This is a genomic window from Methylobacterium sp. 001424705 (genome assembly GCF_059816145.1).
This window is the reverse complement of record NZ_JCBANU010000008.1, coordinates 90,522-115,894: the sequence shown is the minus strand read 5'-3', so window position 1 is coordinate 115,894 and position 25,373 is coordinate 90,522. Positions and strand designations below refer to the sequence as shown.

24 protein-coding genes are annotated in these 25,373 nt (G+C 70.4%); 17 read left to right on the top strand and 7 right to left on the bottom strand.

All coding sequences use genetic code 11. The features are described from left to right. Positions 1 to 75 precede the first annotated feature (75 nt). Both AC6EUL_RS08745 and AC6EUL_RS08740 read left to right on the top strand, forming a co-directional pair. Entirely contained in the window at positions 76 to 3,492 is a 3,417-nt protein-coding gene (locus tag AC6EUL_RS08745) for an acyl-[ACP]--phospholipid O-acyltransferase (protein ID WP_499869855.1), read from the top strand. A 349-nt stretch (positions 3,493 to 3,841) separates the two neighbouring features. After that, positions 3,842 to 4,240 (top strand): hypothetical protein, encoded by a 399-nt coding sequence (locus AC6EUL_RS08740; protein WP_499869854.1) that lies wholly within the window; start codon positions 3,842 to 3,844, stop codon positions 4,238 to 4,240. A 10-nt stretch (positions 4,241 to 4,250) separates the two neighbouring features. Here AC6EUL_RS08740 and AC6EUL_RS08735 read toward each other — a convergent pair whose 3' ends face one another. Then, complete coding sequence (locus AC6EUL_RS08735) at positions 4,251 to 5,435, bottom strand: aminotransferase class I/II-fold pyridoxal phosphate-dependent enzyme (protein ID WP_499869853.1); 1,185 nt, start codon at positions 5,433 to 5,435, stop codon at positions 4,251 to 4,253. Positions 5,436 to 5,669: 234 nt separating this feature from the next. Between AC6EUL_RS08735 and AC6EUL_RS08730 the strand changes: the two genes are divergently transcribed. Together AC6EUL_RS08730 and AC6EUL_RS08725 are read left to right on the top strand one after the other, a co-directional pair. Then, on the top strand, positions 5,670 to 6,053 hold the full coding sequence (locus tag AC6EUL_RS08730) for a response regulator (RefSeq protein WP_018046001.1): 384 nt from the start codon (positions 5,670 to 5,672) through the stop codon (positions 6,051 to 6,053). A 49-nt stretch (positions 6,054 to 6,102) separates the two neighbouring features. Further along, the gene (locus tag AC6EUL_RS08725) at positions 6,103 to 6,636 is read left to right on the top strand and encodes a protein phosphatase CheZ (RefSeq protein ID WP_056218680.1); all 534 of its coding nucleotides are present in this window, start codon (positions 6,103 to 6,105) and stop codon (positions 6,634 to 6,636) included. Here AC6EUL_RS08725 and AC6EUL_RS08720 read toward each other — a convergent pair whose 3' ends face one another. Both AC6EUL_RS08720 and AC6EUL_RS08715 read right to left on the bottom strand, forming a co-directional pair. Further along, positions 6,637 to 7,551, bottom strand: coding sequence for a TIGR01459 family HAD-type hydrolase (locus AC6EUL_RS08720; RefSeq protein ID WP_499869852.1), 915 nt, complete (start codon positions 7,549 to 7,551; stop codon positions 6,637 to 6,639). An 88-nt stretch (positions 7,552 to 7,639) separates the two neighbouring features. Further along, complete coding sequence (locus tag AC6EUL_RS08715; protein ID WP_499869851.1) at positions 7,640 to 9,097, bottom strand: EAL domain-containing protein; 1,458 nt, start codon at positions 9,095 to 9,097, stop codon at positions 7,640 to 7,642. Between the two features lie 245 nt (positions 9,098 to 9,342). On the opposite strand from AC6EUL_RS08715, the gene AC6EUL_RS08710 reads away from it, so the two are divergent. The 3 genes from AC6EUL_RS08710 (at position 9,343) to AC6EUL_RS08700 (ending at position 12,267) form a co-directional block, all read left to right on the top strand. Next, entirely contained in the window at positions 9,343 to 9,564 is a 222-nt protein-coding gene (locus AC6EUL_RS08710) for a heavy-metal-associated domain-containing protein (protein ID WP_056218669.1), read from the top strand. Positions 9,565 to 9,793: 229 nt separating this feature from the next. Next, a complete protein-coding gene (locus AC6EUL_RS08705) occupies positions 9,794 to 11,467 on the top strand; it encodes a formate--tetrahydrofolate ligase (RefSeq protein WP_056218667.1) in 1,674 nt (557 codons plus the stop codon). A gap of 122 nt (positions 11,468 to 11,589) precedes the next feature. After that, positions 11,590 to 12,267 (top strand): polyamine aminopropyltransferase, encoded by a 678-nt coding sequence (locus AC6EUL_RS08700; RefSeq protein ID WP_056218664.1) that lies wholly within the window; start codon positions 11,590 to 11,592, stop codon positions 12,265 to 12,267. 7 nt (positions 12,268 to 12,274) lie between these two features. Here AC6EUL_RS08700 and AC6EUL_RS08695 read toward each other — a convergent pair whose 3' ends face one another. The 3 genes from AC6EUL_RS08695 to AC6EUL_RS08685 form a co-directional block, all read right to left on the bottom strand. Continuing rightward, the gene (locus AC6EUL_RS08695; protein ID WP_056351935.1) at positions 12,275 to 12,490 is read right to left on the bottom strand and encodes a hypothetical protein; all 216 of its coding nucleotides are present in this window, start codon (positions 12,488 to 12,490) and stop codon (positions 12,275 to 12,277) included. 142 nt (positions 12,491 to 12,632) lie between these two features. Further along, a complete protein-coding gene (locus tag AC6EUL_RS08690) occupies positions 12,633 to 12,959 on the bottom strand; it encodes a hypothetical protein (protein WP_499869850.1) in 327 nt (108 codons plus the stop codon). Between the two features lie 94 nt (positions 12,960 to 13,053). Continuing rightward, the gene (locus AC6EUL_RS08685; protein ID WP_499869849.1) at positions 13,054 to 13,623 is read right to left on the bottom strand and encodes a GNAT family N-acetyltransferase; all 570 of its coding nucleotides are present in this window, start codon (positions 13,621 to 13,623) and stop codon (positions 13,054 to 13,056) included. 295 nt (positions 13,624 to 13,918) lie between these two features. Here AC6EUL_RS08685 and zapE point away from each other — a divergent pair, with 295 nt between their 5' ends. The 4 genes from zapE to AC6EUL_RS08665 all read left to right on the top strand — a co-directional run bounded on the left by zapE (position 13,919) and on the right by AC6EUL_RS08665 (position 19,061). After that, positions 13,919 to 15,097 carry a cell division protein ZapE gene (gene zapE, locus AC6EUL_RS08680; RefSeq protein ID WP_056219477.1) on the top strand — a complete coding sequence of 393 codons (1,179 nt, stop codon included), beginning with the start codon at positions 13,919 to 13,921 and terminating at the stop codon, positions 15,095 to 15,097. Between the two features lie 435 nt (positions 15,098 to 15,532). Then, complete coding sequence (locus AC6EUL_RS08675; protein WP_056218655.1) at positions 15,533 to 16,012, top strand: (2Fe-2S)-binding protein; 480 nt, start codon at positions 15,533 to 15,535, stop codon at positions 16,010 to 16,012. Beyond that, positions 16,009 to 18,372 (top strand): xanthine dehydrogenase family protein molybdopterin-binding subunit, encoded by a 2,364-nt coding sequence (locus AC6EUL_RS08670; protein WP_499869848.1) that lies wholly within the window; start codon positions 16,009 to 16,011, stop codon positions 18,370 to 18,372. Before AC6EUL_RS08675 ends, AC6EUL_RS08670 begins: the two co-directional genes overlap by 4 nt. A 296-nt stretch (positions 18,373 to 18,668) precedes the next feature. Beyond that, the gene (locus tag AC6EUL_RS08665; protein ID WP_056276255.1) at positions 18,669 to 19,061 is read left to right on the top strand and encodes a hypothetical protein; all 393 of its coding nucleotides are present in this window, start codon (positions 18,669 to 18,671) and stop codon (positions 19,059 to 19,061) included. A 123-nt stretch (positions 19,062 to 19,184) separates the two neighbouring features. Here the strand turns inward: AC6EUL_RS08665 and AC6EUL_RS08660 are convergent, their stop codons facing one another. Beyond that, the gene (locus AC6EUL_RS08660; protein WP_082487457.1) at positions 19,185 to 19,412 is read right to left on the bottom strand and encodes a hypothetical protein; all 228 of its coding nucleotides are present in this window, start codon (positions 19,410 to 19,412) and stop codon (positions 19,185 to 19,187) included. A 392-nt stretch (positions 19,413 to 19,804) separates the two neighbouring features. Here AC6EUL_RS08660 and AC6EUL_RS08655 point away from each other — a divergent pair, with 392 nt between their 5' ends. The 6 genes from AC6EUL_RS08655 to AC6EUL_RS08630 all read left to right on the top strand — a co-directional run bounded on the left by AC6EUL_RS08655 (position 19,805) and on the right by AC6EUL_RS08630 (position 25,328). Next, positions 19,805 to 19,993: a hypothetical protein gene (locus AC6EUL_RS08655; protein ID WP_056218648.1), complete on the top strand. Its 189-nt coding sequence runs from the start codon at positions 19,805 to 19,807 to the stop codon at positions 19,991 to 19,993. 774 nt (positions 19,994 to 20,767) lie between these two features. Then, positions 20,768 to 21,814: a sulfate ABC transporter substrate-binding protein gene (locus tag AC6EUL_RS08650; protein ID WP_056219474.1), complete on the top strand. Its 1,047-nt coding sequence runs from the start codon at positions 20,768 to 20,770 to the stop codon at positions 21,812 to 21,814. A 63-nt stretch (positions 21,815 to 21,877) separates the two neighbouring features. Then, positions 21,878 to 22,750, top strand: coding sequence for a sulfate ABC transporter permease subunit CysT (gene cysT / locus AC6EUL_RS08645; RefSeq protein WP_056218645.1), 873 nt, complete (start codon positions 21,878 to 21,880; stop codon positions 22,748 to 22,750). Beyond that, positions 22,743 to 23,627, top strand: coding sequence for a sulfate ABC transporter permease subunit CysW (cysW, locus tag AC6EUL_RS08640; RefSeq protein ID WP_499869847.1), 885 nt, complete (start codon positions 22,743 to 22,745; stop codon positions 23,625 to 23,627). Before cysT ends, cysW begins: the two co-directional genes overlap by 8 nt. Positions 23,628 to 23,631: 4 nt before the next feature. Then, positions 23,632 to 24,678 carry a sulfate/molybdate ABC transporter ATP-binding protein gene (locus AC6EUL_RS08635; protein WP_056276262.1) on the top strand — a complete coding sequence of 349 codons (1,047 nt, stop codon included), beginning with the start codon at positions 23,632 to 23,634 and terminating at the stop codon, positions 24,676 to 24,678. An 89-nt stretch (positions 24,679 to 24,767) separates the two neighbouring features. Next, positions 24,768 to 25,328 carry a DUF4337 domain-containing protein gene (locus AC6EUL_RS08630; protein ID WP_056218638.1) on the top strand — a complete coding sequence of 187 codons (561 nt, stop codon included), beginning with the start codon at positions 24,768 to 24,770 and terminating at the stop codon, positions 25,326 to 25,328. Positions 25,329 to 25,373: the final 45 nt, after the last annotated feature.

Below are 25,373 nucleotides of genomic sequence, written 5' to 3'. Positions count from 1 at the left end.
TTCAAATGACGCGTGGTTCACCATTTGACGCTATCGCCGCGTGCGGGCAGTCATGCGTCGTCCGAGGAGACTTCCATGTTTCGTACCTTGATGACGACGCGCCGCTTCGCACCCTTGTTCTGGTGCCAGTTCTTCTCGGCGTTCAACGACAACTTCCTCAAGAACGCGCTCGTATTCCTGATCCTGTTCAAGGTGGGCGGTGCGGGCGGTGGCAGCTCGCCGATGCTGGTCACCCTGGCGGGCGCGGTCTTCATCGGCCCCTTCTTCATCCTGTCGGGCCTCGGCGGACAGATGGCGGACCGCTACGACAAGGCGCTCATCGCCAAGCGGTTGAAATTCGCCGAGATCTTCGGTGCGGCGGCGGCGGCCCTGGGGTTCTGGCTGCACTCCGTGCCGGTGCTGTTCGTGGCGCTCGGCCTGTTCGGGACGATCGCGGCCCTGTTCGGGCCGATCAAGTACGGCATCCTGCCCGACCACCTGCGCCGGGACGAACTGACCGCCGGCAACGCCCTGGTCGAAGCGGCGACCTTCCTCGCCATCCTGCTCGGCACCATCGTGGCCGGCCTCGCCACCGCCATGGGCGGCGGCGCGCTGGCCTTCAGCACGATGATCATGGTGTTCGCCGTCCTGTGCTGGCTCTCGGCCCGGGCGATCCCGTCCACCGGCGAGGGCGCGCCGACCCTGCGGGTCGACCCCAACGTCGCCCGCTCCACCGGTGCCCTCCTGCGCGATCTCTGGAGCGACACCCGGCTGTGGCGCGGCTCGCTGATCGTGAGCTGGTTCTGGCTCGTGGGCGCCGTGGTGCTGTCGCTGCTCCCCGTCCTGGTGCGCCAGAGCCTCAACGGCTCCGAGACCGTGGTGACGACCCTGCTCGCCGTATTCTCCATCGGCATCGCGGTGGGCTCGGGGCTGGCCTCCTGGCTCGCCAGCGGTCGCATCGTGCTGCTCCCCACCCCCGTCGGCGCCCTGCTGATGGGCGCCTTCGGGCTCGATCTCGCCTGGACGGTGGCGCATCTCGGGCCCGTCTCCGGCGATCCCTCGGACGCCTGGGAGTTCCTCACCACGGGGACGGGCCTGCGCGTCACCCTCGACCTGTTCGGCCTCGCCGTCGCCGGCGGCCTCTACATCGTGCCCTCCTTCGCCGCCGTGCAGGCCTGGACCGACAAGGACAAGCGGGCCCGCGTCATCGGCGCCGTCAACGTGCTCACGGCCGCCTTCATGGTGACGGGGGCGCTGGGCCTCGCCGCCCTCCAGGGCGCCGGCTGGTCGATGGCTGCGCTCCTGACCCTGCTCGGCGTGCTCAACCTCGTGGCGGGCGTGGTCATCCTGGCCGTCCTGCCGACGAGCCCGTTCCGCGACTTCCTCTCGATCCTGTTCCGGGCCTTCTACCGCCTGGAGGTGCGCGGCCTGGAGAACGTCGAGAAGGCCGGCCCGAACGCCATCATCGCCCTCAACCACGTCTCGTTCCTCGACGCGCCCCTCGCGCTCTCCCTCTTGGACCAGGAACCGGTCTTCGCCGTGGACCACGGCATCGCGCAGCGCTGGTGGGTGAAGCCGTTCCTGGCGATGACGAAGGCGATGCCCCTGGACCCGACACGGCCGCTGGCCACCCGCACCCTGATCAATGCGGTCAAGAGCGGCGAGACGCTGATCATCTTCCCCGAGGGGCGCCTCACGGTCACCGGCAGCCTGATGAAGGTCTATGACGGGGCCGGGCTCATCGCCGACAAGTCCGGGGCCATGGTGGTGCCGGTGAAGATCGACGGCCTGGAGAAGACGGTCTTCTCGCGCCTGTCGCAGAACCAGGTGAAGCGGCGCTGGTGGCCGAAGGTCACCGTCACGATCCTTTCGCCGGTCGCCCTTAGCGTGGACCCGGCCCTCAAGGGCAAGGCTCGCCGGCAGGCGGCGGGCGCCGCACTCTACGGAATCATGTCCGACCTCGTCTTCCGCACCACCGAGATCGACCGCGGCCTGATGCAGGCCCTCGTGGAGGCGGGCGACCGCCACGGCTGGCGCCGCACGGCCGTCGAGGATCCGACCGGATCGTTGAGCTTCTCCCGGCTGGTGATGGGCGCCAACATCCTCGGGCGGAAGCTGCAGGGGCTCGGCACCCCCGGCAAGCCCCTGGGCGTGATGTTGCCGAACGCCAACGGTGCGGCCGTGACCCTGTTCGCCCTGGCCTCAGCCGGGAGGGTTCCGGCCATGATCAACTTCTCGGCGGGCGCCGCCAACGTCCTGTCGGCCTGCAAAACGGCCGAGGTCGACACCATCCTGACCTCCCGCGCCTTCATCGAGAAGGGCCGCCTCGGCGCCCTCGTGGAGGCGATCCGGGGGGCCGTCACCCTCGTCTACCTCGAGGACATCCGGGCCGGCATCACGACGGGCGACAAGCTGCGTGGCTTCCTCTCCAAGCGGGCGCCCCTGGTGCCCCGGCGGGGCGACGACCCGGCCGCGATCCTGTTCACCTCAGGCTCGGAAGGCGCACCCAAGGGCGTGGTGCTCGCCAACCGCAACATGCTCGCCAACACCGCGCAGGTGGCCGCCCGGATCGATTTTGGGCCGAGCGACAAGGTGTTCAACGTGCTGCCGGTGTTCCACGCCTTCGGGCTGACGGCCGGCCTGGTGCTGCCCCTGGTCTCGGGCGTCCCGGTCTACCTCTATCCCTCGCCTCTGCACTACCGGATCGTGCCCGAGCTGATCTACGGCTCCAACGCCACCGTCCTGTTCGGCACCGACACCTTCCTGGCGGGCTATGCCAAGACCGCCCATTCCTACGACCTGCGCTCGCTGCGCTACGTCGTGGCCGGGGCCGAGGCGGTGAAGGAATCCACCCGCAAGACCTGGGGCGAGAAGTTCGGCCTGCGCATCCTGGAAGGTTACGGCGTCACCGAATGCGGCCCGGTGGTCGCGCTCAACACCCCGATGTTCAACCGCTTCGGCACCGTGGGCCGCCTCCTGCCCGGCCAGGATTGGCGGCTGGAGCCGGTGCCCGGCATCGCGGAGGGTGGACGTCTCGTCCTGCGCGGTCCCAACATCATGCTGGGCTACCTGCGGCCCGAGCGCCCCGGCAGCATCGAGGCGCCCCCCGAGGGCTGGTACGACACCGGCGACATCGTCGCCATCGACGCCCAGGGCTTCGTCACCATCAAGGGCCGGGCCAAACGCTTCGCCAAGATCGCCGGCGAGATGGTGTCGCTGGCCAGCGTCGAGGCCCTCGCGGCCGAGCTGTGGCCCGATACCCCCAGCGCCGTCGCCGCCGTGCCGGATGCCCGCAAGGGCGAGCGGCTGGTGCTGTTCACCGAACGCAAGGACGCGACCCGCGCCGCCTACCAGAGCTTCGCCAAGGGCAAGGGCGTGCCGGAGATCGCGATTCCCGCGGAGGTGGTGGTGGTGGAGCGGGTGCCCATGCTCGGGACCGGCAAAGTCGATCAGGTCAGCGTGGTCAAGCTCGCCCACGAGCGCGCGGCCGGCCAAGCGCCCGCCGCCGCCTGACGGATCCGCGGCGGCCGAAAGCCCCGCGGCGCCCCCAAACGACGCCGTATCGGCCCGCACACGACGGGTCGGAGCGCAGGGTCGCCGGCCCGGATCCCACGCGGACCGCGCGGTCCCGTGGGCCGGGCAGCGTCCCCATAGCCCGGCAAACGGCCGGTTGGACGTCTGTTTGGGACGCCGAGACAACAGATATGGACTCACAGACCAAGCAACCGACTCAACCCGGCGGCGGGATTGCTTATGCTGTAGCAGACGCTGCAGGACCCGACGAGCGGGCCGTGCAGGGGGACGGGATCACGGGTGCGCACGGCGCGCCGCGCTGGGTCCCGCGCAGATGGCAACAGGCGTGATGACCGCTGACATTCGCAAGCTCCGACCTCTCGGCGACGGGCCCGGCCCGACGAACGCGACGGCAGGGATCGGCGCCGTCGCACGCGCGGCCCTCCCCACCCACGGCAACACCCAGGATTCCCGGAGGAGACTCATCGTCGTGACGGAAAAGACCCATCCCGAAGCCTTCGGTCACGCCCCACCCGCCGAAGAGAGCCACCTCGCGGATGGGACAGCGGATACCGATGTGACCGTCCTGACGGGCGAGACCGGGGACGCGGCACCGATCGTTCGCCGTCGCGGCCCCCTGGTCACGCGCTGGATCGGCTTCTCGGCCCAGCGCCGGCGGGCGCGGGAGCGATCGAACCGGCTCCAGGACCGGCATCACGAGGCCGGCGGCGCACGCTCCAACTCCTGATCCGTCCGGGTCAGGTCTCCGGGGAAACCCGTGGGCCGATGCCGAGCGCCCGCAGCGCGTCGGCCAGGCCGTCGACCTGCGCCGGGTCGTGTGCGGCCGAGAAGGCCACGCGCAGGCGGGCGGTGCCGGCCGGCACCGTGGGTGGCCGGATCGCGACGACGAGGAAGCCGCGCGTCTCCAGGGCGGCCGAGAGCGCGAGCGCCGCCTCCGCCGTCCCGACGTGGACGGGCACGATCGGGCTCGTCGCCTCGGGCAGTCCGAGGCGCGCCGTGAAGCGGCGGGCCAGGGCCAGGGGGCGGGCAGCCCGCTCGGGCTCCGCCTCGATGATCTCCAGCGCGCGCAGGGCGGCCGCGGCCGAGGCGGGCGGCAGGCCGGTGGTGTAGACGAAGCTGCGGGCCCGGCTGGTCATGAGGTCGACGACGTCGCGCGAGGCGCAGAGATAGCCGCCATACGAGCCCAGCGCCTTCGACAGCGTGCCCATCTCCAGGGGCGCGCTGGCCCCCGCCTCCACCACGCCGAGACCGTGCGCATCGTCCACCAGCGTCCAGGCATCGTGGGCGGCGGCAACCTCCAGGATGGCGTCGAGAGGCGCGCGGTCCCCATCCATGCTGAAGATCCGCTCGGTGAGGATCAGCGCGCGTCCGTGCCGGCCGCGGCGCGCCGCCAGGATGTCCCGCAGGTGGCCGACGTCGTTGTGGCGGAAGCGCAGCATCGTCGCGCCCGAGACCTGCGCCCCCGCGAACAGGCAGGAATGACCGAGGGCGTCCACGAGGACGAGGTCCCGGGCGCCGGCCAGGGCCGGCACGATGCCGAGATTGGCCATGTACCCGCTGCCGAAGACCAGGGCCGCGTCCTTGCCCTTGTGGGCGGCCAGCCGCGCCTCCAGGGCGGCGAGGACGGGATGATTGCCGGTGACGAGGCGGGAGGCGCCGGCGCCGGCGCCGTAGCGCGCCAGCGCCTCCTGTCCGGCGGCGATCACGCGGGGATCGTCGGAGAGCCCGAGATAGTCGTTGCACGAGAACGAGATCAGCGTCCTGCCGTCCCGGTGCGCGATCGGACCGGGTCCGCGCGCGGTGTCGATGAGGCGGCGGCGCAGGGCGCGCGCATCGAGGTCGTCCAGGGCCTGCCGGGCGAAAGCGTCGAGGCTGGACGGTGCGGAGTCGGCGGTGTCGGGCGGGGGTGGCGCGAGGGACATGCCCCCCGCATGGGGGCGAGCGGGGCGGCCTTGTCAAGGCGAACGGAGTCCATCCCCGCCACGCCCGGACATTCCTGAAGTCAAGACAAGATGGGCCGCGTGGGCAGTTAACCGCTTCGCAATGCGAAGCTGCGTAGTTTCATCGCCAAGGGGCGCCCAAACCTTGGCGTTCCGGCCCATTCCCGGAGGGTCGTGCCCAGGCACGGGCCCTCCCCTGACGGAGCACACCGACCCATGGCCCTCGATCTCGGCATGCCGATCCTCGTCGTCGACGATTATCAGACGATGGTCCGTATCATCCGCAACCTCCTCAAGCAGCTGGGCTTCGAAGAGGTCGACGACGCCTCCGACGGAACCGCCGCCCTGGCTCGCCTCAAGAACCGCAAGTACGGCCTCGTCATCTCCGACTGGAACATGGAGCCCATGACGGGCTACGAGCTGCTGCGCCACGTCCGGGCCGACGAGGCCCTGCGCACCACCCCGTTCATCATGGTCACCGCCGAGTCGAAGACCGAGAACGTGATCGCCGCCAAGAAGGCCGGCGTGAACAACTACATCGTCAAGCCGTTCAACGCCGCCACCCTGAAGAGCAAGATCGAAGCCGTCTGCGGCGCCTGATCGATTCGAGACGTAGCCCAGGAACACCGAATCGAGGAGCCGGGAGCCCATGGCACTCGCCAAGCAGGCGCGGAACGTGAATCCCGCGTCGGATAAGCCGTCCTTGATCCGTGAGTTGGTCGAGATCGCGGACTACATCGCCCATCTGCGCAACGAGATCGCCGCGCTGCGGGCCAACGAGCTCACCCGGGATCGCCTGCCGATGGCGCACGAGGAACTCGGCAGCGTGGTGGCCGCCACCGCGGGCGCCACGAATTCCATCATGAACACGGCCGAGGAGATCCTCGGCCTGCCGGACGACAAGAACTACCGCGCCACCGTCGAGGCGCGCATGAACGACATCTTCGAGGCCTGCACCTTCCAGGACATCACCGGGCAGCGCATCGCCAAGGTCGTGGAGGCCCTGCGCCAGCTCGAGAGCCGGCTCTCGCGCTTCGCCAGCGCCGTCAAGGCCAAGGACGAGGGCGGCATCGACCCGGAGGAGGTGGAGCGCCGGGTCCGCAAGGAACTCCTCATCCTCAACGGTCCGCAGCTCCACGGCCCGGCCGTCGCCCAGGACGAGATCGACGCCCTCTTCGCCTGATCACCAGACCAGGCGCTCGATCACCGCGTCGGGCCGGACCGCCTGACGATCGAGCCAGTCCGCAATGTCCCCGAGCGACGCATGCGCCGCCGAGACGCCGAGCTCCTCGGCGTGGATGCCGCGCGCCACCAGCAGGCTGGGGATTCCGAAGGCCGTCGCCCCGGCGATGTCGGTGCGCAGCGCATCGCCGATGGCGAGCACCCGGGCGGGCTCCGGCGGCGCCCGGTCGTCGAGGCTGCCTACGAGCGCGAGCGCCGCCTCGTAGACGGGGCGATGGGGCTTGCCGGCATAGGTCACCGCGCCGCCGAGGGCCGCGTAGGCCTCCGCGATCAGCCCCGCGCAGGGAATGAGCTCGCCCCGGCGCTCGACCACGAGGTCGGGATTGGCGCAGATCATCGGCACGTCCCGGGCCCGCATCGCCTCCAGCGTCCCGCGGTAATCCTCGGCGGTCTCGCAGGTATCGTCGAACAGGCCGGTGCAGATGACGCGCTCGGCCTGCGCCACGTCGACCAGGGTCACGTCGAGGCCGTCGAAGATCGTGGCATCGCGCTCCGGTCCGAGATGATACAGGCGCTCGCCCGGGTGGGCGGCGACCAGGCTGCGCGTCAGGTCGCCCGAGGTCAGGATCGCGTCGTAGGCGCCCCGGGGCACGCTGAATCCGTCGAGGATTGCCTGTACCCCGGCCCAGGGACGCGGCGCGTTCGAGACCAGGATCACCCGGCGGGGCCGCCCGCTCTCCGGAAGGGCGCGATATCGCGTCAGGGCGTCGCCGGCTCCCGGATGCGCGTTGGTGCCGTCGTGCAGCACGCCCCAGACGTCGCACAGGATGAGATCGTAGCCCGCGGCGATCGTCGCGAAGCCGTCCAGGGTCGGGACGGGCCGGGACGGGCCGGGACGGGCGGGCGTATCGGGCATGCGGCGGGCCTCGAGCTGACGGGCGGGCGTTTCGGGGAGCGCCGCCCGGTTAGGCGGGACCTCCGGGAAAAGCAACGCCGCGCGGGTCTCAGCCGGCCCGGCGCAGGAAGTCGCGGAACGGGCGGCGCTGGGGCGGCGGCTCCGGATCCTCGCTCGGCGGAGTCGGCTCGGACGAGGCCGGGGCCGCCTGGAGCACCTCGGCGCGCACCACCCGGGCCGGCGCGAACACGCTGCCCTGCGCCAGGGGCACGTCGAGCTCGATGAGGTCGGGCACATCGGTCTCGCGCTCCACGCCCTCGGCGACGAGGCGGATGCCGGCCCGCGCCAGGGAAGCCACGAGGTCCTCGAGGGCGATGTCGGGCATGGCCTGGCGCGAATCCGGGCGCAGCAGCAGGTCGGCCGGGACCTTCACCTGTGCGACCCCGCGATCCGCGAGGGCCAGGGGATCGAGGCGCAGGTCGAGGGGCCGGTCCAGGATGAAGCCGATGCGTCCGCGCAGGTCGGCCAGGGCGCCGGCCTGCTCCGCGTCGAGGTTGCGCCAGCTTGCCTGCGGCAGGGCCAGCATGACCCGTCCCGACAGGTCCGGCGCTCCTTCGGCGAGGCGCCCGAGCGAGCGCAGGAAGCCCGGCTCGAACAGAGAGCGCGGCGACAGGCCGTAGGCCACCGCCGCCTGGCTGCCCCGCCCGGCGAGGTGCTGGGCGATGGTGGCGACCCGCTGGAGCATGCGGCGGTCGAGGTCGGTGGTGCGCCCGTGGCGCTCCAGTACTGGCACGAACGCCTCCGGTATCAGGGTCTCGCCGACTAGGCGCAGGCGTGCCATCGCCTCGTAGGACACCACCTTGCGCTGGGGCAGGGACACGATGGGCTGGAGGTGGACCTCCAGGCCGGCGGCGTCGAAGGCGGCGATCAGGGCCGCGTCGCGCGCGGGGTCGCGCACCGGGGCCTCGGCCCGGCCGAGGGCCCGCGGCGTCCAGGGCGCGACCAGCGGCGGATCGGTGCGCCGGAGAGGCGGCGCGTCGAAGCGCGGCTCGGGGCGAATTTCAGGCTCCGGAGCGATGACCCGCGGCACGGGGCGGAGCGGAGGGGCGACGGGCGGAACGACGGGGGCGGGCACGGCCTTGAGGCCGGCGATCTCGCCGTCCTGCGCCGCCACCACGGCCGCGAGTTCCCGCACGATGCCGCTGAGGAGACCGATCTCGGCCGTGACCTCCTCGATGCCGGCGCTGAGGTCGCGGGGGTCCGGGCCGGGAGCGCTCGCGGGAAGCCCCGCATCGACGGCCCGGACCTGCTGCTCGGCCAGGGCGCGGGTCACCGTCTCCAGCCGGACCAGCCGCTGCGACAGCACGTCCACCTCGCCCGACAGCTTCTCGCACCGGGCGGTCAGCGTGCCCGCGCGGCGATGGGCGACGAGGGCCGCCACGAGCCCGAGGCCCGCGAGCCCGAGGCTCGCCCCGAGCGGGGAGAAGACCGCGAGCGGCCCGAGAAGGCAGAGCCCGAGCAGACCGAGGGCCCACAGGCTCGTACGCCGGCCGATGATCCGGGCCATCGGAGTCTTCGATCCTCGATACGACAGGGAAATACGGGTGCCGGTCCGACCTCGGCCGGTCCGGCGTTCTTTTGTTGCCGAGACGCTCCCGGCCCACAAGCCACCGGACGGCCCCGCAAACGGATTTTCCCGAACTGTGTCCTGTGCTTCCGGGACGTCCCACGCGGCGCGCGCCGGACCGCTTGCATCGGCGTCGCGAGGCGCCACAATGCGCCCCGCGGAACGAGAAGCCCGGAGCGAACCTCATGGACGCGACGCCATCGGACCTCCTGATGCAGGTGGAGGGCATGACCTGCGACGGCTGCGCCGCGGCGGTGTGCCGGGCCATCCAGCGCCTCGACCCCGAGGCCAAGGTCGCGGTCGACCTCGATCACGGACGCGTCGCGGTGACGACCACCGCTCAGGCCCTGAGCATCGCGGAGGCGCTGAACGAGGCCGGATACACGGCGAGTGCCATGACGGGCTGACACAGGTCTGATCCCAAACAAATTTTTGCCTGCAAATTCAAAATTTCCGACGCGCTTTTGCTTGTCCCTTCACGCAAACTGATGCGATCGATAATGCGTGGCCGCTTGGCCGATCCGCACGGCCCAACGTCGGCGGATCCGGTCCTGGCGGCGAACGACGAACGCCAGCGGACGGAATGCGGCCTTGCCGGACCCGATCGCGCAAGAACAATCCGGGAGAAACGCACCAATGCCCTCAGATATCGAGATCGCGCGCGCGGCCACGCTTCAGCCGATCACCGAGGTCGCCGCCAAGATCGGCATCCCGGACGACGCGCTGCATCACTACGGCAAGCATATCGCCAAGATCGACCACGCCTTCATCAAGTCGCTCGAGACCAAGTCCGAGGGTAAGCTCGTCCTCGTGACGGCGATCAGCCCGACGCCGGCCGGCGAGGGCAAGACCACCACCACGGTCGGCCTCGGCGATGCGCTCAACCGCATCGGCCAGAAGACCGTGATGTGCCTGCGCGAGCCCTCGCTGGGGCCCTGCTTCGGCATGAAGGGCGGCGCGGCCGGCGGCGGCAAGGCCCAGGTCGTGCCGATGGAGCAGATCAACCTGCACTTCACCGGCGACTTCCACGCCATCACCTCAGCCCACAGCTTGGCGGCCGCCCTCATCGACAATCACGTCTACTGGGCCAACGAGCTCAACATCGACGTGCGCCGCATCCACTGGCGCCGCGTGGTCGACATGAACGACAGGGCCCTGCGCGCCATCACCCAGTCCCTCGGCGGCGTCGCCAACGGCTTCCCCCGCGAGGACGGCTTCGACATCACCGTGGCCTCCGAGGTGATGGCGGTGTTCTGCCTCGCCAAGGACCTGGACGACCTCGAGGCGCGCCTCGGCCGCATCGTCATTGCCGAGACCCGCGACCGCAAGCCGGTGACGCTCAAGGACGTCAAGGCCACGGGCGCCATGACGGTGCTCCTGAAGGACGCCCTGCAGCCCAACCTCGTGCAGACCCTGGAGGGCAACCCGGCCCTGATCCACGGCGGCCCCTTCGCCAACATCGCCCATGGCTGCAACTCGGTGATCGCCACCCGCGCGGGCCTCAAGCTCGGCGACTACGTGGTCACGGAGGCCGGCTTCGGCGCCGATCTCGGTGCGGAGAAGTTCATCGACATCAAGTGTCGCCAGGCCGGCCTGAAGCCCTCCGCAGTGGTCATCGTCGCCACCGTGCGCGCTCTCAAGATGCATGGCGGCGTCTCCAAGAAGGAGCTCGGCTCCGAGAACCTCGAGGCCCTGGAGAAGGGCTTCGCCAACTTGGCGCGCCACGTCGCCAACGTGCGCAGCTTCGGCCTGCCCGTCGTCGTGGGCGTCAACCACTTCTACGCCGACACCGATGCGGAGCACGCCAAGCTGAAGACGCTGTGCCGGGACCAGCTCCAGGTCGAGGCCATCACCTGCAAGCACTGGGCGGAGGGCGGTGCCGGCGCCGAGGAGCTCGCCCACGCCGTGGTCAAGCTCGCCAACGGCGAGCAGAAGCCCCTGAGCTACGTCTACGAGACCGAGACCAAGCTCACCGACAAGATCCTCGCCATCGCCACCAAGCTCTACGGCGCCGGCGACATCCAGGTGGAGTCGAAGGCCGCCACCAAGCTCGCCCAGTTCGAAAAGGACGGCTACGGCCACCTGCCCGTCTGCATGGCCAAGACGCAGTACTCGTTCTCCACCGACCCGAGCCTGATGGGCGCGCCCTCGGGCCACCTCATCGCGGTGCGCGACGTGCGCCTCTCGGCGGGCGCGGGCTTCGTCGTGGTGATCTGCGGTGAGATCATGACCATGCCGGGCCTGCCCAAGATCCCGGCCTCGGAGGGCATCCACCTCGACGCCAACGGGCAGATCGAGGGGCTGTTCTAGCCCGCACGAACCCGCCCCCCGCGTCGGGCGGGGGGCGGGTCGGCGCCGCGGTGCCACGTGATCCGGTCGGCGACCCGTGCTAGCCAGGGTCGCATGATCCGCCCTACCCGCCAGTCCCCCTCGTGATCCCCTGGGTCGTTCTCGGCACCGCGCCCGTGCCGGGCGGGTCGGACTCCCTGCGCCTGCTGCAGCGGGGCACCGAATTCTCGATCCAGCTCGGCCACAACGAGCTGATGAACAGCCGGCTCAGCGGCTCCGAGGAGGCGCTGGCGACCCTGACCGCCGCGCGGCTCGGGCTCCGGACGAATGCCTGCTGGCTGATCGGCGGCTACGGCATGGGCTTCACCCTCCGGGCCGCCCTCGACGCCCTGCCCGCGGAGGCCCGGATCGTGCTGGCCGAGCTCGTGCCGGCAGTTCTGGACTGGGGCCGCGGCCCCCTGGCGGGCCTCTCGTCCGAGGCGCTGTCGGACCCGCGCGCCGAGGCGCGGGTGGCGGACGTCGCCGCGGTGATCCGCGCAGGGCGCGGGGCCTACGACGCGATCCTCCTCGATGTCGACAACGGCCCGGACGGGCTGACGCGCCGCGCCAACGACCAGCTCTACGACGCCGCGGGCCTCGCCGCCGCACGGGCCGCCCTGCGCCCCGGCGGGGTTCTGGCCGTGTGGTCGGCCCATCCCGATCCAGCATTCACCCAGCGACTGGCGCGGGGCGGCTTCCGGGTGGAGGCGGTCGGCGTGCGGGCCGGGCGCTCGCGCGGGGCGCGCCACACCATCTGGCTCGCCGAGCGACCGGCCCGGTGACGGGAGCTCAGGCCGAGGCACTCCGGCGCTCGCGCTGCCGGCTGAGGCGGGTCGCGCCGTAGATCGCGGCGAGCTGGCGCCGGGCAGCCTTGACGGGGGCTTCGTTCCGCTCGGCGCAGGCGGCCCTGATGATGCGCAGGGCATCGGCCACGGAACGCTCGAGGCGCGCTTCGGCCGGCCGGCTCAGCGGGCGGGTGGTCTGGGTGGTCTCGGTCCGGTCCATGCTGGGCCCCTCGTCGGCGAGCCCGTCCTCTCCCGGGGCGGGTCCCAGCGGCGACCATCGGCAGAGGGCGGGGCGGCAACAAGGCAGCGTGGCCGTAAGCGCGGGCGCAGGTCGGCGTCAGGCGACGGAATGCCCCCGGACCTCAGTCCCGGCCCTGGCCCTCGTTGAACTTGTCGCGACAGGTATAGCCGACGAAGCACTTGGGATCGTCCCGGGTCGTCTCCCAGGACGGCTGGGTGGTTTCCGGCAGCGGGCAGAACCCGCCGTCGCGCACGAAGCGCGCGTAGGTCGCCGGCCCCGTACTCATCACGATGGCGCCGGCCCGGGCCACCAGGGCCGCGGCTTCGGCGCAGGTCATTGCGCGGGTGTCGGGACGGGCCTGGGCATCGGTCTGGGCCAGGGCCGCGCCCGGCAGGAGAGCCGTGCAGGCGAGGAGGACGGACAGGCTCCGCCGCGAAAGATCCATCATGGTGCCCCCTGGCCGAACCCGGGCGGGGGGAACTCGTCCGGGTGGCGTCATACCGGCCACGATACCTCCCGGACCCCGTGCGGCAAAGCCGGACTCACGCCGCCGTGAGGGCGAGGGTGAAATCCACCGCCTCGGTGACGCCCTCCTGCCACAGGGAGACGGGGGTCGGACGGGCGAGATGCAGGGCGCCGTCCGCCTCGCCGCCGGTGATGCGCAGGCCCGCGCCGACCTTGGCGGCGAGGCCCCGCATGGGCCGGTTCCAGGCAAGGCAGCGCACGTGCAGGTCGCGCACGCCGCGGTTGCGGGCCGCGGCGGCGATCCGCCGGAACAGGGCTTGGCCGAGGCCATGGCGGCGATAAGCCTTCTCCACCGCGAAGGCGGCCTCCGCCTCGGTCCCGAGGACGAAACCGGGCGGCGGCGCGGAGGTGGGACGCAACTCGCCGAGCCCCCGCAGGGTGCCGTCGACGAAGTTGCCGAACATCAGGCCCTCGGCGCTCAGGGCGTTGCGCGCATAGGTGAGCGCAGCCGCGTCGCTCAGCGCGCCCATGAAGCGGTTGGCCCGGGTCTCCGGGTCGAGCCGCAGGAAGTAGGATTCCACCGCCGGGCCATCGTTGGGCCACAGGCGGCGGAGGATCGGTTGAAGGGTCGGATGCGTATCGGGCATCGGGTGCCGGTCTCCGGTTTCGGGGCGCGCAGGACGTGCCGGTTCCGGGCGTAGCCTCCCTCAAGGCGGATCAGATCTGGCATCGCTGCCACATTTGTGCAATGCAGCAAAGCGACCGGCTGCCGCGCGTCCGGCGCCGGAACCGGATCCGGGGCTTGATCCCGCGGGGTGGCCGCGTCAGACCGGCAGATCCGCCGGCCGCCCGATCCCCTTCCTTTGCGAACAGGTCGCCCACACCGTGAACGCCCCCTCCTCCTCGGGCCTCGCGCCGTCGAGCCAGGCCAAGGCCGGCGCCGTGTCCCCCGGTCCGGTCTCCGACCGCTACGAGGCCCTGGTCCGCACCGCGGCCATCGAGCGCGACCCGGCGCAGATCCACTTGGTGCGCGCCCTCGACCGTCTGGTGCTGGAGCTCGGCCGCCGCAAGCGCGCCCGCAAGGGCAGCGCGCTCGGCTGGCTGTTCGGCCGCCGGGACGATGCCGCGACGACGCCCAAGGGGCTCTACATCTGGGGCTCGGTGGGACGGGGCAAGACCATGCTGATGGACCTCTTCCACGAGGCCGCCCCCGAACCGAAGCGCCGGGTGCACTTCCACGGCTTCCTCGCCGACGCGCACGAGCGCATCCACGCCCATCGTCAGGCCCTGAAGGCCGGCACCGCCAAGGGCGACGACCCGATCCCGGTGGTGGCCGATGCCCTGGCCGACGAGGCGACGCTGCTCTGCTTCGACGAGTTCACCGTCACCGACATCGCCGACGCGATGATCCTCGGCCGCCTGTTCGGCGCCCTGTTCAAGCGCGGCGTCACGGTGGTGGCGACCTCCAACGTCGAGCCCGACCGGCTCTACGAGGGCGGCCTGAACCGCGCCCTGTTCCTGCCCTTCGTCGCCGAACTGCAGGATCGGGTGGAGGTGCTGCGCCTCGATTCCCGCACCGATTTCCGGCTGGAGAAGCTCGGGGGCGCCTCGGTCTATCACGTGCCCGCGGACGGCACGGCGGCGGCGGCCCTGGCGGCCGCGTTCAAGGGCCTCACAGGCAAGGCCAAGGGCCGGCCCGCGACCCTGCGGGTGAAGGGGCACGATGTGCCGGTGCCCGAGGAGACCGGCGGCGTTGCCCGCTTCGGCTTCGCCGACCTCTGCGCCCAGCCGCTCGGCGCCTCCGACTACATGGCGGTGGCCCGCGCCTTCCACACGGTGATCGTCTCGGACATCCCCGTGATGGGGCCGGACAACCGCAACGAGGCCAAGCGCTTCATCACCCTGGTGGACACCCTCTACGACGCTCACGTGAAGCTCGTCGCCTCGGCCGCGGCCGAGCCCCAGGCCCTCTACACCGCCACCGAGGGGCGCGAGGCCTTCGAATTCGACCGCACGGTCTCCCGCCTGATCGAGATGCGCTCGTCGGAATACCTCGCCCTGCCGCACGGGGCTGGCGATTCCGGCGCGAGCGGGTCGAGCGCCGGCCTGGTCGAGACCTGAACCGCGAGACGCGAGAGCCGGGAGGGCCGACCGTCACCGGTTGGGATTTGCGTGGAAGCCGGCAAAAGCAACGTGCGACCCGGCGATCCGGACCACCCGTCCGGCTTCGCCCCGTGCGCAACGGCACATGGAGGCCGCATCGCCCGTCCGGGGACGGATGACGGGGCCAGCCTCCGGTTGCGCCGCAACAGCCCGGACGTTTAATTGGATTCATTCCGAGGTGCGGGGCGTGGGGGCTTCGTGCGCTGCGACGGCTCTCCCGATCGGAGAGGCCGGATCCGCCGCCGCATCTCAGGACCTTTCGATGCGGACGGCGACGCCACGTCGACCGTGCCAACGCCCGACATGTGACCCCGACGGCTTCCCGCCGGTTGATGGATTGGCGTGACGCCGATCCCGACCGGCCCGTGGCCTGATCCATGACAGGATACACCGATGATCAAACTGACCGTGAACGGAGCTGAACGCAGCTTCGACGGCGACCCCGACATGCCGCTGCTGTGGTACCTGCGCGACGAGGTCGGGCTCACCGGAACCAAGTTCGGCTGTGGGCAGGCCCTCTGCGGCGCCTGCACTATCCATGTGGGCGGAACGGCCGTGCGCGGCTGCGTCACCCCCGTTTCGGCCGCCGAGGGGCAGGCCGTCGTCACCATCGAGGGCCTGTCCCCCGACGGCAACCATCCGGTCCAGGTCGCCTGGCGCGACCTCAACGTGGCGCAGTGCGGCTACTGCCAGTGCGGGCAGATGATGCAGGCCGCCTCCCTCCTCACCGAGACCCCGAAGCCCACCGACGCGCAGATCGACGAGGCCATGAGCGGGAACCTGTGCCGTTGCGGCACCTACCCCCGCATCCGCGCCGCGATCCACCAGGCCGCTGGCCAGAAGCCCGCCGTGAACAAGGGAGAGCGCCTGTGATCCACGAAGCTCAAACCATGGCGGCCCGCGCCACCGCGCCGGCCGACGTTGCACCCGTGGAGACCGTGCCCGGTCCGAGCGCCCTCGCCAATGTCAGCCGCCGCGCGATGCTCGGCGGCATGGGCGCCCTGGTGCTCGCCCTGTCCTGGCGTGACCCGGCCCAGGCCGAGGACAAGAAGGACGAGCCCAAGAAATACGGCGCCGATGCCATGCCGCATGGCTGGCAGGACGACCCGAAGGTCTTCGTCGCCATCGCGTCCGACGGCACCGTGACGGTGACCTGCCATCGCTCCGAGATGGGCCAGGGCGTGCGCACCTCGATCGCCCTGGTGGTGGCCGACGAGCTCGAGGCCGACTGGTCCAAGGTGAAGGTCGCCCAGGCCTGGGGTGACGAGGCCCGCTTCGGCAACCAGGACACCGACGGCTCGCGCTCGCTCCGCCACTTCTTCCCGCACCTGCGCCATGCCGGTGCCGCGGCCCGCGCCATGCTGGTCCAGGCCGCCGCCAAGCAGTGGGGCGTGCCAGCGAGCGAGGTGAAGGCCGAGAACTCGATCGTCACTCACGCCAAGTCGAAGCGCAGCTTCGGTTACGGCGAGGTCGCGGTCGCAGCCGCCGAATTGCCGGTGCCGGCCCGCGAGAGCGTCGTGCTGAAGAAGCAGGACGCCTTCCGCTACATCGGCAAGGGCAAGATCGGCCTCATCGACAACCACGACTTCACCGTCGGCAAGGCGATGTACGGCATCGACACCCGCCTCGACGGGATGCTCTACGCCCTCATCGCCCGCCCGCCCGTCTACGGCGGCAAGGTCAAGAGCGTCGACGATTCTGAGGCCATGAAGGTCGCGGGCGTGGTCAAGATCTTCACCATCGACGCGCCCGAGATCCCGTCCGAGTTCCAACCCGTCGGCGGCGTCGCCGTGGTGGCCAAGAACACCTGGGCGGCGATGAAGGCCCGCGAGGCCCTCAAGATCACCTGGGACGACGGCCCGAACGCCACCTACGATTCCGTCGCCTTCCGGGGCGAGCTGGAGAAGGCGGCGCGCGCGCCCGGTAAGGTCGTGCGCGACCAGGGCGACGTCGCCGGGGCCATGGCCAAGGCCAAGACGAAGCTCGAGGCGGAGTACTTCGTGCCCCACCTCGTCCAGGCCCCGATGGAGCCGCCGGCGGCCACCGTGCGGATCAAGGACGGGTTCTGCGAGGCCTGGGCCAATACCCAGGCGCCCCAGGCGACGCATGATCGCCTCGCCAAGAAGCTGAACCTGCCTGCCGACAAGGTGAAGGTGAACGTGACGCTGCTCGGCGGCGGCTTCGGCCGCAAGTCGAAGCCCGACTACGTGCTGGAAGCGGCCCTGTGCAGCCAGGCCGTGGACGGGGCGCCGGTCAAGCTGATCTGGACCCGCGAGGACGACCTCCACCACGGTTACTACCACACCATCTCGGTGGAGCGCCTGGAGGCCGGGCTCGACGACAAGGGCATGCCGGTCGCCTGGCTGCACCGCTCGGCGGCGCCCACCATCGGGTCGATCTTCGCCCCCGACCCGAAGCACGAGCTGCCGTTCGAGCTCGGCATGGGCCTGACCAACACGCCGTTCGCCGTGCCCAACATCCGTCTCGAGAACCCGGCGGCGGATGCCCACGTGCGCATCGGCTGGTTCCGCTCGGTCTCCAACATCCCGCACGCCTTCGCGATCCAGTCCTTCGTGTCCGAACTCGCCCACGCGGCGGGACGTGACCCGAAGGAGTACCTGCTCGCGTTGATCGGTCCTGACCGGCTCATCGACCCGACCAGCATCAGCGACGTCTGGAACTACGGCGAGGATCCCGCCCGCTACCCGATCGATACGGGGCGCCTGCGCCGCGTGATCGAGGCGGCAGCCAAGGGCATCGGCTGGGGTCGCAAGATGGAGAAGGGCACCGGCCTTGGGATCGCTGGCCACTACAGCTTCGTCACCCACACGGCGGTGGCGGCGGAGGTGGCGGTCGGCCCCAAGGGCGAGGTGCAGGTCAAGCGCGTCGACATCGCCATCGATTGCGGACCGCAGGTCAATCCGGAGCGGATCCGTTCGCAGATGGAGGGCGCGGTCGTCATGGGCATGGGCCTGGCGCTCACGGCCGAGATCACCTTCAAGGACGGACGCGCCCAGCAGAACAACTTCGACGGCTACGAGATCACCCGCATCGATGCGGCGCCGAAGGAGATCCATGTCCACCTGCTGCCGAACCCGGACTACAGCCGTCCCCTCGGCGGGGTCGGCGAGCCCGGCGTTCCGCCCGTGGCTCCGGCGATCGCCAACGCGATCTTCGCCGCCACCGGCCGGCGCATCCGGCAGCTGCCGATTCGCGACCAGCTGAGCGCCTGATCGGGCATCGCCCTCCCGGGTTCCGGGAGGGTTCGGGGCGCAGGGCGGATTCGTGCCGTCCTGCGCCCCGTCTCATATCCGGCCCCATCGGATCCGACCGCACCCTGGCGGAGGCGAAGGCGTCCGGACGCCCGCGCACGCTCGTGCCGATTCGGCCTCGGGTCGGCGAACCGTGTTCCCGCCGGCGGTTTTCCCGCCCCGCCAAGGGAGCCCGGCCTCGCTCCCGGGGGTTGACCCTCCGACGGAGGCGGCCTCGGTCGAGCCGACCCCACCTTCCGAATCAAGGACAGCAATCGATGACCCGTTTCCTGTGGCCCGTTGCCGGGTGTCTCGCCGCCGGTTTCCTCGCAGCGGGTGCGGCGCCCGCCCTCGCCTCGCCCTGCGGCGATCGCATCGCCAAGCTCGAGGGACCGGTGAAGGATCTGGCCAAGGAGGCGATCTCCGCCAACACCAGCGGCAAGGCCACGGCCAGCGCGCGCAGCGGTCAGGGCATCACGGGAAGCGGCGGCAGCGCCTCGGCCGAGGCCGCGGCCCCCGAGAAGTCGGCGGAGGCCGGAGAGGGCGGCGACAAGGCGATGCAGGCGAAGGTGGCCCTCGACGAGGCGCGCACGGCCGACAAGAAGGGCGATGCCAAGGCCTGCGGCGAAGCGGTCGATCGGGCGCAGAAGCAAGTGGACGGCGCGCCCTGAGGCGCGGGCCCCGGCCATGGGGCCCGGGGGAGCGCTGGCCCCGTCATCAGGGGCCGGCGCGGGTCTTACGGGTTGGGGTGAATCGGGGGCGGCGACGGCATCCGCCCCACCTGCCTACGGATTTCAGGCGCTGGTGACGGCCGCGAGAGCGTGGTCGTTTCCGTTCAGGCCGGCGCAGAGATCATCGATCTCTGCCAGATCAAGAGCTTCCCCGGAATCGCTCGCAATAGCATCGATCAAGTGATCCTGATGCGGGCTGAAGGGATGCCCCTGCAAACGATAGAATTGATAATAGCGAAGCGCGGCTAATACAGCATCACGTTCTCGATCAGTAATGGTAATATTCTGCATGCCGGTTATAATTCCCGTTATTGGTTGCGGGAGTTCGAGAAACAACCACTCTGCGGCGCCGTGAGCTTGGATGTTGTAAGCGAATCCGGACGGATTCGTCCATCACCGGAAACCCGCCGTTAGCCGTTTCACCATCGACCCGAACCACCCTCGAACGGCCAAGTCTTTGGCCGGTCGCCATTTCCGCCGAAGGGCGCCGGCAGAGGTTTTTTTTAGCCCTGCGATTTTATCCTATGCGCTTGACAACCTTTGATAAGGCTTGTGGCGCTTGCAACGCCGGCGCGCCGGACCCATCGCGGCGTCAGCGTATCCTTAACCGATCGGTGCCACTGTCATGCATCGACCGCCCTGCCTCGTGCGGAGCGCGGGATGCGGAGGCCGGGGTCCGAGTCATGCCCAAGACCCGAAGCGAATATTCGTCCGGAGCCGATGGGGTGCGGCCCGCCACGCCGACGCTTGGCCCCAGCGTCCGCCGCCATCTCGGGCACACCCTTCGCTCCTTCTACGCCGAGATCGTGGCCGATCCGCCGAGCGCACGGCTCGAGGCGCTGCTCGCCCGGCTCGGCAAGGGTAAGCGCTGAGCCCCGGGTGTGGCCCGTTTACCGCGTTTCCGAATCTTGCCCTCGCCTGTGCGTGAATTCACGGACGGTTCACGCCGGGATCGCTAGTGGTGCGTTGATCCGATGAGCACGCGCACTCCGCCGCGCTCTCACACGAAGCAGTTCCATGATCACGCTCGCCCTCGTCGTCGTCGGCAACATCCTGCTGGCGTCCCTGTTCTCGCTCATCGCCGTCGCGGCGGACTGAGCGTTCCGCGCCGTAGCCTGAGGCCGGCGCGCCCCATTCCTCAGCCACCCTCACATTCCCGCCTGCCGCCAGCGGTAGCCGGGATCCTGCCCTGAGGCGGTCCCCGATGCCCCGAGGCTCCCGCCTGCGGGGTGTTCGGCGTAGCCTCGGCCGGGTGGGCCCGCGCCCCCGACCTCATCCTCGAGGGGGCGGGCACCGGGCACCGGGCACCCTTCTTCCGCGGTGAAGCCAACCGATCGCGGCGATCGCCTCCCCCCGGCGCAGGACACCCGACCAGCTTCGAAAAATGATGGAAATGTCCTTTCTATAGAACCCGGCGCGACCAGCAGTTTCTTCTTCCGTCTTGAACCCAGGGAGTATCCTGTTCTCCCCCGAGGTAAACTCGCTTTCGATCGGGGGGTCTCCGGGGAACGAAGGGACCCATACCGGCTTATCCGACCCAGGCCCAACGCTTGACAACGTTCGTTAAAACGAACGAAACCAGCACCGCCGGGGTCGCGATGCGGATGCCTCCGCTCCGGCTGCGCGAGCCAGATTCGGAGACCCCCGTGAGCGAGACTTCTTCCCGGACCACCGGCCGCACCCGCCGCCATGCAGTCCTGCTCGGCGCCGGCCTCGCCGCGGCCCTGCTCGCGCCGACCCTGGCCTGCGCCCAGACCGAGCTCCTCAACGTCTCCTACGATCCGACTCGCGAGCTCTATCGCGAGATCAACGCGGCCTTCTCCGAGGAGTGGAAGGCCAAGACCGGCGAGACCCTGACCGTGCGCGCCGCACATGGCGGCTCGGGCTCGCAGGCCCGCACGGTGATCGACGGCATTCCGGCCGATGTGGTGACCCTCGGCATCCCGTCCGACATCGACGCGATCAGCCGGATCTCGAAGAAGATCGTCCCCGATTGGCGGACGAAGCTGCCGAACCAGGGCCTGCCCTACACCTCGACCGTGGTGTTCCTCGTGCGCAAGGGCAACCCGAAGGGCGTGACGGACTGGGGCGACCTCGTGAAACCCGACATCAAGGTCATCACCCCGAACCCGAAGACCTCCGCCGGCGGTCGCTGGAACTTCCTCGCAGCCTGGGGCTACGCCTACGAGAAGGAGGGTAAGGACGCCGACAAGGCCAACGCCTTCGTGGGGGCGGTCTACAAGAACGTCCCGGTCCTCGACACCGGCGCCCGCGGCTCCACCGTGACCTTCGCGCAGCGCGGCCTCGGCGACGTGCTGCCCACCTGGGAGAACGAGGCCTACCTCGTGTTCGAGGAGTTCGGCCGCGACAAGTTCGATGTGGTGGTGCCGCCGACCTCCATCTACGCCGAGCCCCCGGTCGCCCTGGTCGACGTCAACGTCGACAAGAAGGGAACCCGCAAACAGGCCGAGGCTTATCTTCAGTTCCTCTATTCCGATCGGGCGCAGGCCATCTTCGCCAAGCACCATTACCGCCCGCTCAACCGCGCGGCGGCCAAGCCCGAGGACCTGGCGCAGTTGCCCGAGCTGAAGCTGTTCAAGATCGAGGATCTGCAGGGCGACTGGGACGAGATCCAGAAGAAGAATTTCGACAACGGGGGCCTGTTCGACCAGCTGAGCAAGGCGGGGCGCTGACCCGGCGCTCCCCGATCCCCGCGCTTACCCGGGCGGGGCCCGAGACCTGAGCAGGACACCACCATGGCCCCGCCCCCGCGCGCCAACCCGCCAACCCGTGCGAAGCGCCGCTTCCTCCGTCCGAGCGTGATCCCCGGTTTCGGGCTCGCCTTCGGCTACACCCTGACCTGCCTCGGCCTGATCGTGCTGCTGCCGCTGGCCGCTCTGGTGACGCGCGCCTCCGGCCTCGGCTTCGCGGGCATCTGGGAGGTCGCCACCGATCCACGCGTGGCCAGCGCCCTGCGCGTCAGCTTCGGCGTCTCCCTCCTGGCGGCGCTGACGGCCTCGGTGTTCGGCTTCCTCATCGCCTGGGTGCTGACGCGCTACCGGTTTCCCGGCCGCAAGATCGTCGACGCGGTGGTGGACCTGCCCTTCGCGCTCCCCACCGCCGTGGCCGGCATCGCCCTGGCCGCCCTCTACGCCCCCAACGGCCTCGTCGGCGCGCAGCTGGCGCGGATCGGCATCGAGGCGGCCTACACGCCCGTGGGCATCTACATCGCCATGGTGTTCATCGGCCTGCCCTTCGCAGTGCGCACGGTGCAGCCGCTGATCGCCGAGATCGACAAGGAGATCGAGGAGGCCTCCGCCACCCTCGGGGCGGGGCGCGTCCACACCCTGGTGCGGGTGGTGCTGCCGCCGCTGATCCCGGCGGTGCTCACGGGCTTCGCCCTCGCCTTCGCCCGCGGGGTCGGCGAGTACGGCTCGATCATCTTCATCGCCGGCAACCTGCCCTACGTCTCCGAGATCGCGCCGCTCCTCATCGTCATCAAGCTGTCCGAGTACGATTACGGCGGCGCCTGCGCCATCGCCACGATCATGCTGGGCATCTCGTTCCTCACCCTCCTCGCCATCAACCTGATCCAGGCCTGGAGCCGGCGGAGATTCGGCTATGTCTGAGACCTTCGCCCCCGTCGCCCTCGCCGAGGCGCGTCCGGCCAGCGTCGTCACCGAGGGGCGCTGGATCCGCTGGCTGCTGATCGCCGTCGCGATCCTGTTCCTGGCGCTGTTCCTGGTGCTGCCGCTCCTCACCGTGTTCGCGCAGGCCTTCGCCAAGGGCTTTGCCGCCTACCTCGCCGCCTTCACCGAGGCCGACGCCCACGCGGCGATCCGGCTGACGCTGCTGACCGCCGCCATCGCGGTGCCGTTCAACCTCGTCTTCGGGATCATGGCCTCCTGGGCCGTCGCCAAGTTCGAGTTCTGGGGCAAGAACCTGCTCGTCACCCTGATCGACCTGCCGTTCTCGGTCTCGCCGGTAGTCTCGGGCCTGATCTACGTGCTGGTCTTCGGGGCGCAGGGCATCCTCGGCCCGTGGCTGCTCGATCACGACGTCCAGGTCATCTTCGCGGTACCGGGCATCGTGCTGGCGACCATCTTCGTCACCTTCCCGTTCGTCGCCCGCCAGCTCATCCCGCTGATGCAGGAGCAGGGCACGGCGGAGGAGGAGGCGGCGCTGACCCTCGGGGCGTCCGGCTGGCACGCCTTCCGGACGGTGACGCTGCCCAACATCCGCTGGGGCCTCCTCTACAGCGTGCTCCTCTGCAATGCCCGCGCGATGGGCGAGTTCGGCGCGGTCTCGGTGGTCTCCGGCCACATCCGGGGCCTCACCAACACGCTGCCGCTCCACGTGGAGATTCTCTACAATGAGTACAACTTCGTTGCCGCTTTCGCCGTCGCCTCCCTCCTGGCCAGCCTCGCCCTCGTCACCCTCTGCGTCAAATCCCTCCTCGAATGGCGCTACGCCGACGAGATCGCCGCGGGCGCCCGGGGCCACTGAGCGGGTGGGCGGCTCCACCGCCATCCGGGTCGAGGCGCTGTCGAAGACGTTCGACACGGCCGCGGTCCTGCACGACTTCTCTCTCGACGTGCGGGCGGGCGAGTTGCTGGCGCTGCTCGGCCCCTCGGGCTCGGGCAAGACCACGCTGCTGCGCATCATCGCCGGCCTCGATTTCCCCGATGCCGGCCGCATCGTGTTCGGGGCCGAGGACGCGACCCGGCTCCCCGTGCAGCAGCGCGCGGTGGGCTTCGTGTTCCAGCACTACGCCCTCTTCAAACACATGAGTGTTGCCGAGAACATCGCCTACGGACTCAACGCCCGGAAGCGGTCCGAGCGCCCGGCCAAGGCCGAGATCAAGCGCCGGGTCGGCGACCTCCTCGACCTCATCAAGCTCTCCGGCTTCGCCGACCGCTATCCGAGCCAGCTCTCCGGCGGACAGCGGCAGCGCATCGCGCTGGCCCGGGCGCTCGCGGTGGAGCCGCGCGTCCTCCTGCTCGACGAGCCGTTCGGCGCCCTCGACGCCCAGGTGCGCAAGGACCTGCGCCGCTGGCTGCGCGAGATCCACGACCGCACCGGCCAGACCACGATCTTCGTGACCCACGACCAGGACGAGGCTCTGGAGCTCTCCGACCGTGTCGCGGTGCTCGACAAGGGCCGTCTGGAGCAGGTCGGCACTCCGGACGAGGTCCAGGAGGCGCCGGTCTCCGCCACCGTGCTGAAGTTCCTCGGCGACACCATCGAGGTCGAGGCGATCGCGCAGGGCGGCGAGGTCCGCGTCGACGGCCGCCTGACGCCGGTGCGGGCCCCCGAGGGCCTCGTCGGTCCGGTCAAGCTCTATGCCCGCCCCTGGCAGCTCCAGTTCGCCGAGGGCGATCAGGCCCATCTCCAGGGCGTCGTGCGCTCGTCCTACCGGACGCAGGGGCGTCAGCGCATCGAGGTCGACCGGCCCGAGGGCAAGACCGTGGTGGTGGAGGCCGCCGACACCAACCGCTTCGCCGCCGGGAGCCCCGTGGGCCTGCGGATCATCGGCGGCCACGTGTTTCCGAACTAGCGTGGGTTTTCCGGACTGACGGGAAAGCGTCTTGCGCTCGCCGACGCGATCGGGTGTGACTGCCGCCGTCCAAATCAGGAGGAGGCAGCATGTCGGGTGGTCACGGGGCGGGCAGCGGTTCGAACAAGCGCGTCGCGCTGCTGATCTCGGTGCTGGCGCTGTTCCTGGCGCTGGCCGAGACCCTGGCCAAGGGCGCGCAGACCGACGCCCTCGGGGCCAATGTCGAGGCCTCCAACCAGTGGGCCTACTTCCAGGCCCGCACCATCCGGGGCACGGTCCTCAAGACCGCCGACGAGACCCTGGCGCTGCTGCCGCCGGAGGTGGCGAATGCCGAGGCCGTGAAGGCCAAGCGCGCCGAGTGGGCCAAGACCATGGCCCGCTGGGACAGCGAGCCCGCCACCGGCGAGGGGCGCAAGGAACTGGCCGAGAAGGCGCGGCACTCGCAGGAGGTGCGCGACCTCGCCCTGCACCGCTACCACCATTACGAGATCGCCTCGGCCGCCTTCCAGATCGGCATCGTGCTCGCCTCGGCGGAGGTCATCACCGGCATCTTCGCCCTGGTGGTCGGCGGCGGGCTCCTGGGCGTCGCCGGCCTGGCCCTGCTGGGCTTCGGCCTCTACGCGCCGCACGCGCTGCCGTTCTTCCACTGAACGTGTCCCCGTGAGCCCGTCCCCGGCGGCGCGCCATCGGCACCC

Bases quoted from the DNA above. Each gene is read 5' to 3' on its own strand.
- AC6EUL_RS08655 (WP_056218648.1), top strand. From the start codon at position 19,805: ATGCCCAAGACCCGAAGCGAATATTCGTCCGGAGCCGATGGGGTGCGG.
- cysT (WP_056218645.1), top strand. From the start codon at position 21,878: ATGGCCCCGCCCCCGCGCGCCAACCCGCCAACCCGTGCGAAGCGCCGC.
- AC6EUL_RS08675 (WP_056218655.1), top strand. From the start codon at position 15,533: ATGATCAAACTGACCGTGAACGGAGCTGAACGCAGCTTCGACGGCGAC.
- AC6EUL_RS08730 (WP_018046001.1), top strand. From the start codon at position 5,670: ATGGCCCTCGATCTCGGCATGCCGATCCTCGTCGTCGACGATTATCAG.
- AC6EUL_RS08735 (WP_499869853.1), bottom strand. From the start codon at position 5,435: ATGTCCCTCGCGCCACCCCCGCCCGACACCGCCGACTCCGCACCGTCC.
- AC6EUL_RS08720 (WP_499869852.1), bottom strand. From the start codon at position 7,551: ATGCCCGATACGCCCGCCCGTCCCGGCCCGTCCCGGCCCGTCCCGACC.
- AC6EUL_RS08690 (WP_499869850.1), bottom strand. From the start codon at position 12,959: ATGATGGATCTTTCGCGGCGGAGCCTGTCCGTCCTCCTCGCCTGCACG.
- AC6EUL_RS08665 (WP_056276255.1), top strand. From the start codon at position 18,669: ATGACCCGTTTCCTGTGGCCCGTTGCCGGGTGTCTCGCCGCCGGTTTC.
- cysW (WP_499869847.1), top strand. From the start codon at position 22,743: ATGTCTGAGACCTTCGCCCCCGTCGCCCTCGCCGAGGCGCGTCCGGCC.
- AC6EUL_RS08715 (WP_499869851.1), bottom strand. From the start codon at position 9,097: ATGGCCCGGATCATCGGCCGGCGTACGAGCCTGTGGGCCCTCGGTCTG.
- AC6EUL_RS08705 (WP_056218667.1), top strand. From the start codon at position 9,794: ATGCCCTCAGATATCGAGATCGCGCGCGCGGCCACGCTTCAGCCGATC.
- AC6EUL_RS08710 (WP_056218669.1), top strand. From the start codon at position 9,343: ATGGACGCGACGCCATCGGACCTCCTGATGCAGGTGGAGGGCATGACC.
- AC6EUL_RS08725 (WP_056218680.1), top strand. From the start codon at position 6,103: ATGGCACTCGCCAAGCAGGCGCGGAACGTGAATCCCGCGTCGGATAAG.
- AC6EUL_RS08695 (WP_056351935.1), bottom strand. From the start codon at position 12,490: ATGGACCGGACCGAGACCACCCAGACCACCCGCCCGCTGAGCCGGCCG.
- AC6EUL_RS08745 (WP_499869855.1), top strand. From the start codon at position 76: ATGTTTCGTACCTTGATGACGACGCGCCGCTTCGCACCCTTGTTCTGG.
- AC6EUL_RS08630 (WP_056218638.1), top strand. From the start codon at position 24,768: ATGTCGGGTGGTCACGGGGCGGGCAGCGGTTCGAACAAGCGCGTCGCG.
- AC6EUL_RS08740 (WP_499869854.1), top strand. From the start codon at position 3,842: ATGACCGCTGACATTCGCAAGCTCCGACCTCTCGGCGACGGGCCCGGC.
- AC6EUL_RS08660 (WP_082487457.1), bottom strand. From the start codon at position 19,412: ATGCAGAATATTACCATTACTGATCGAGAACGTGATGCTGTATTAGCC.
- AC6EUL_RS08685 (WP_499869849.1), bottom strand. From the start codon at position 13,623: ATGCCCGATACGCATCCGACCCTTCAACCGATCCTCCGCCGCCTGTGG.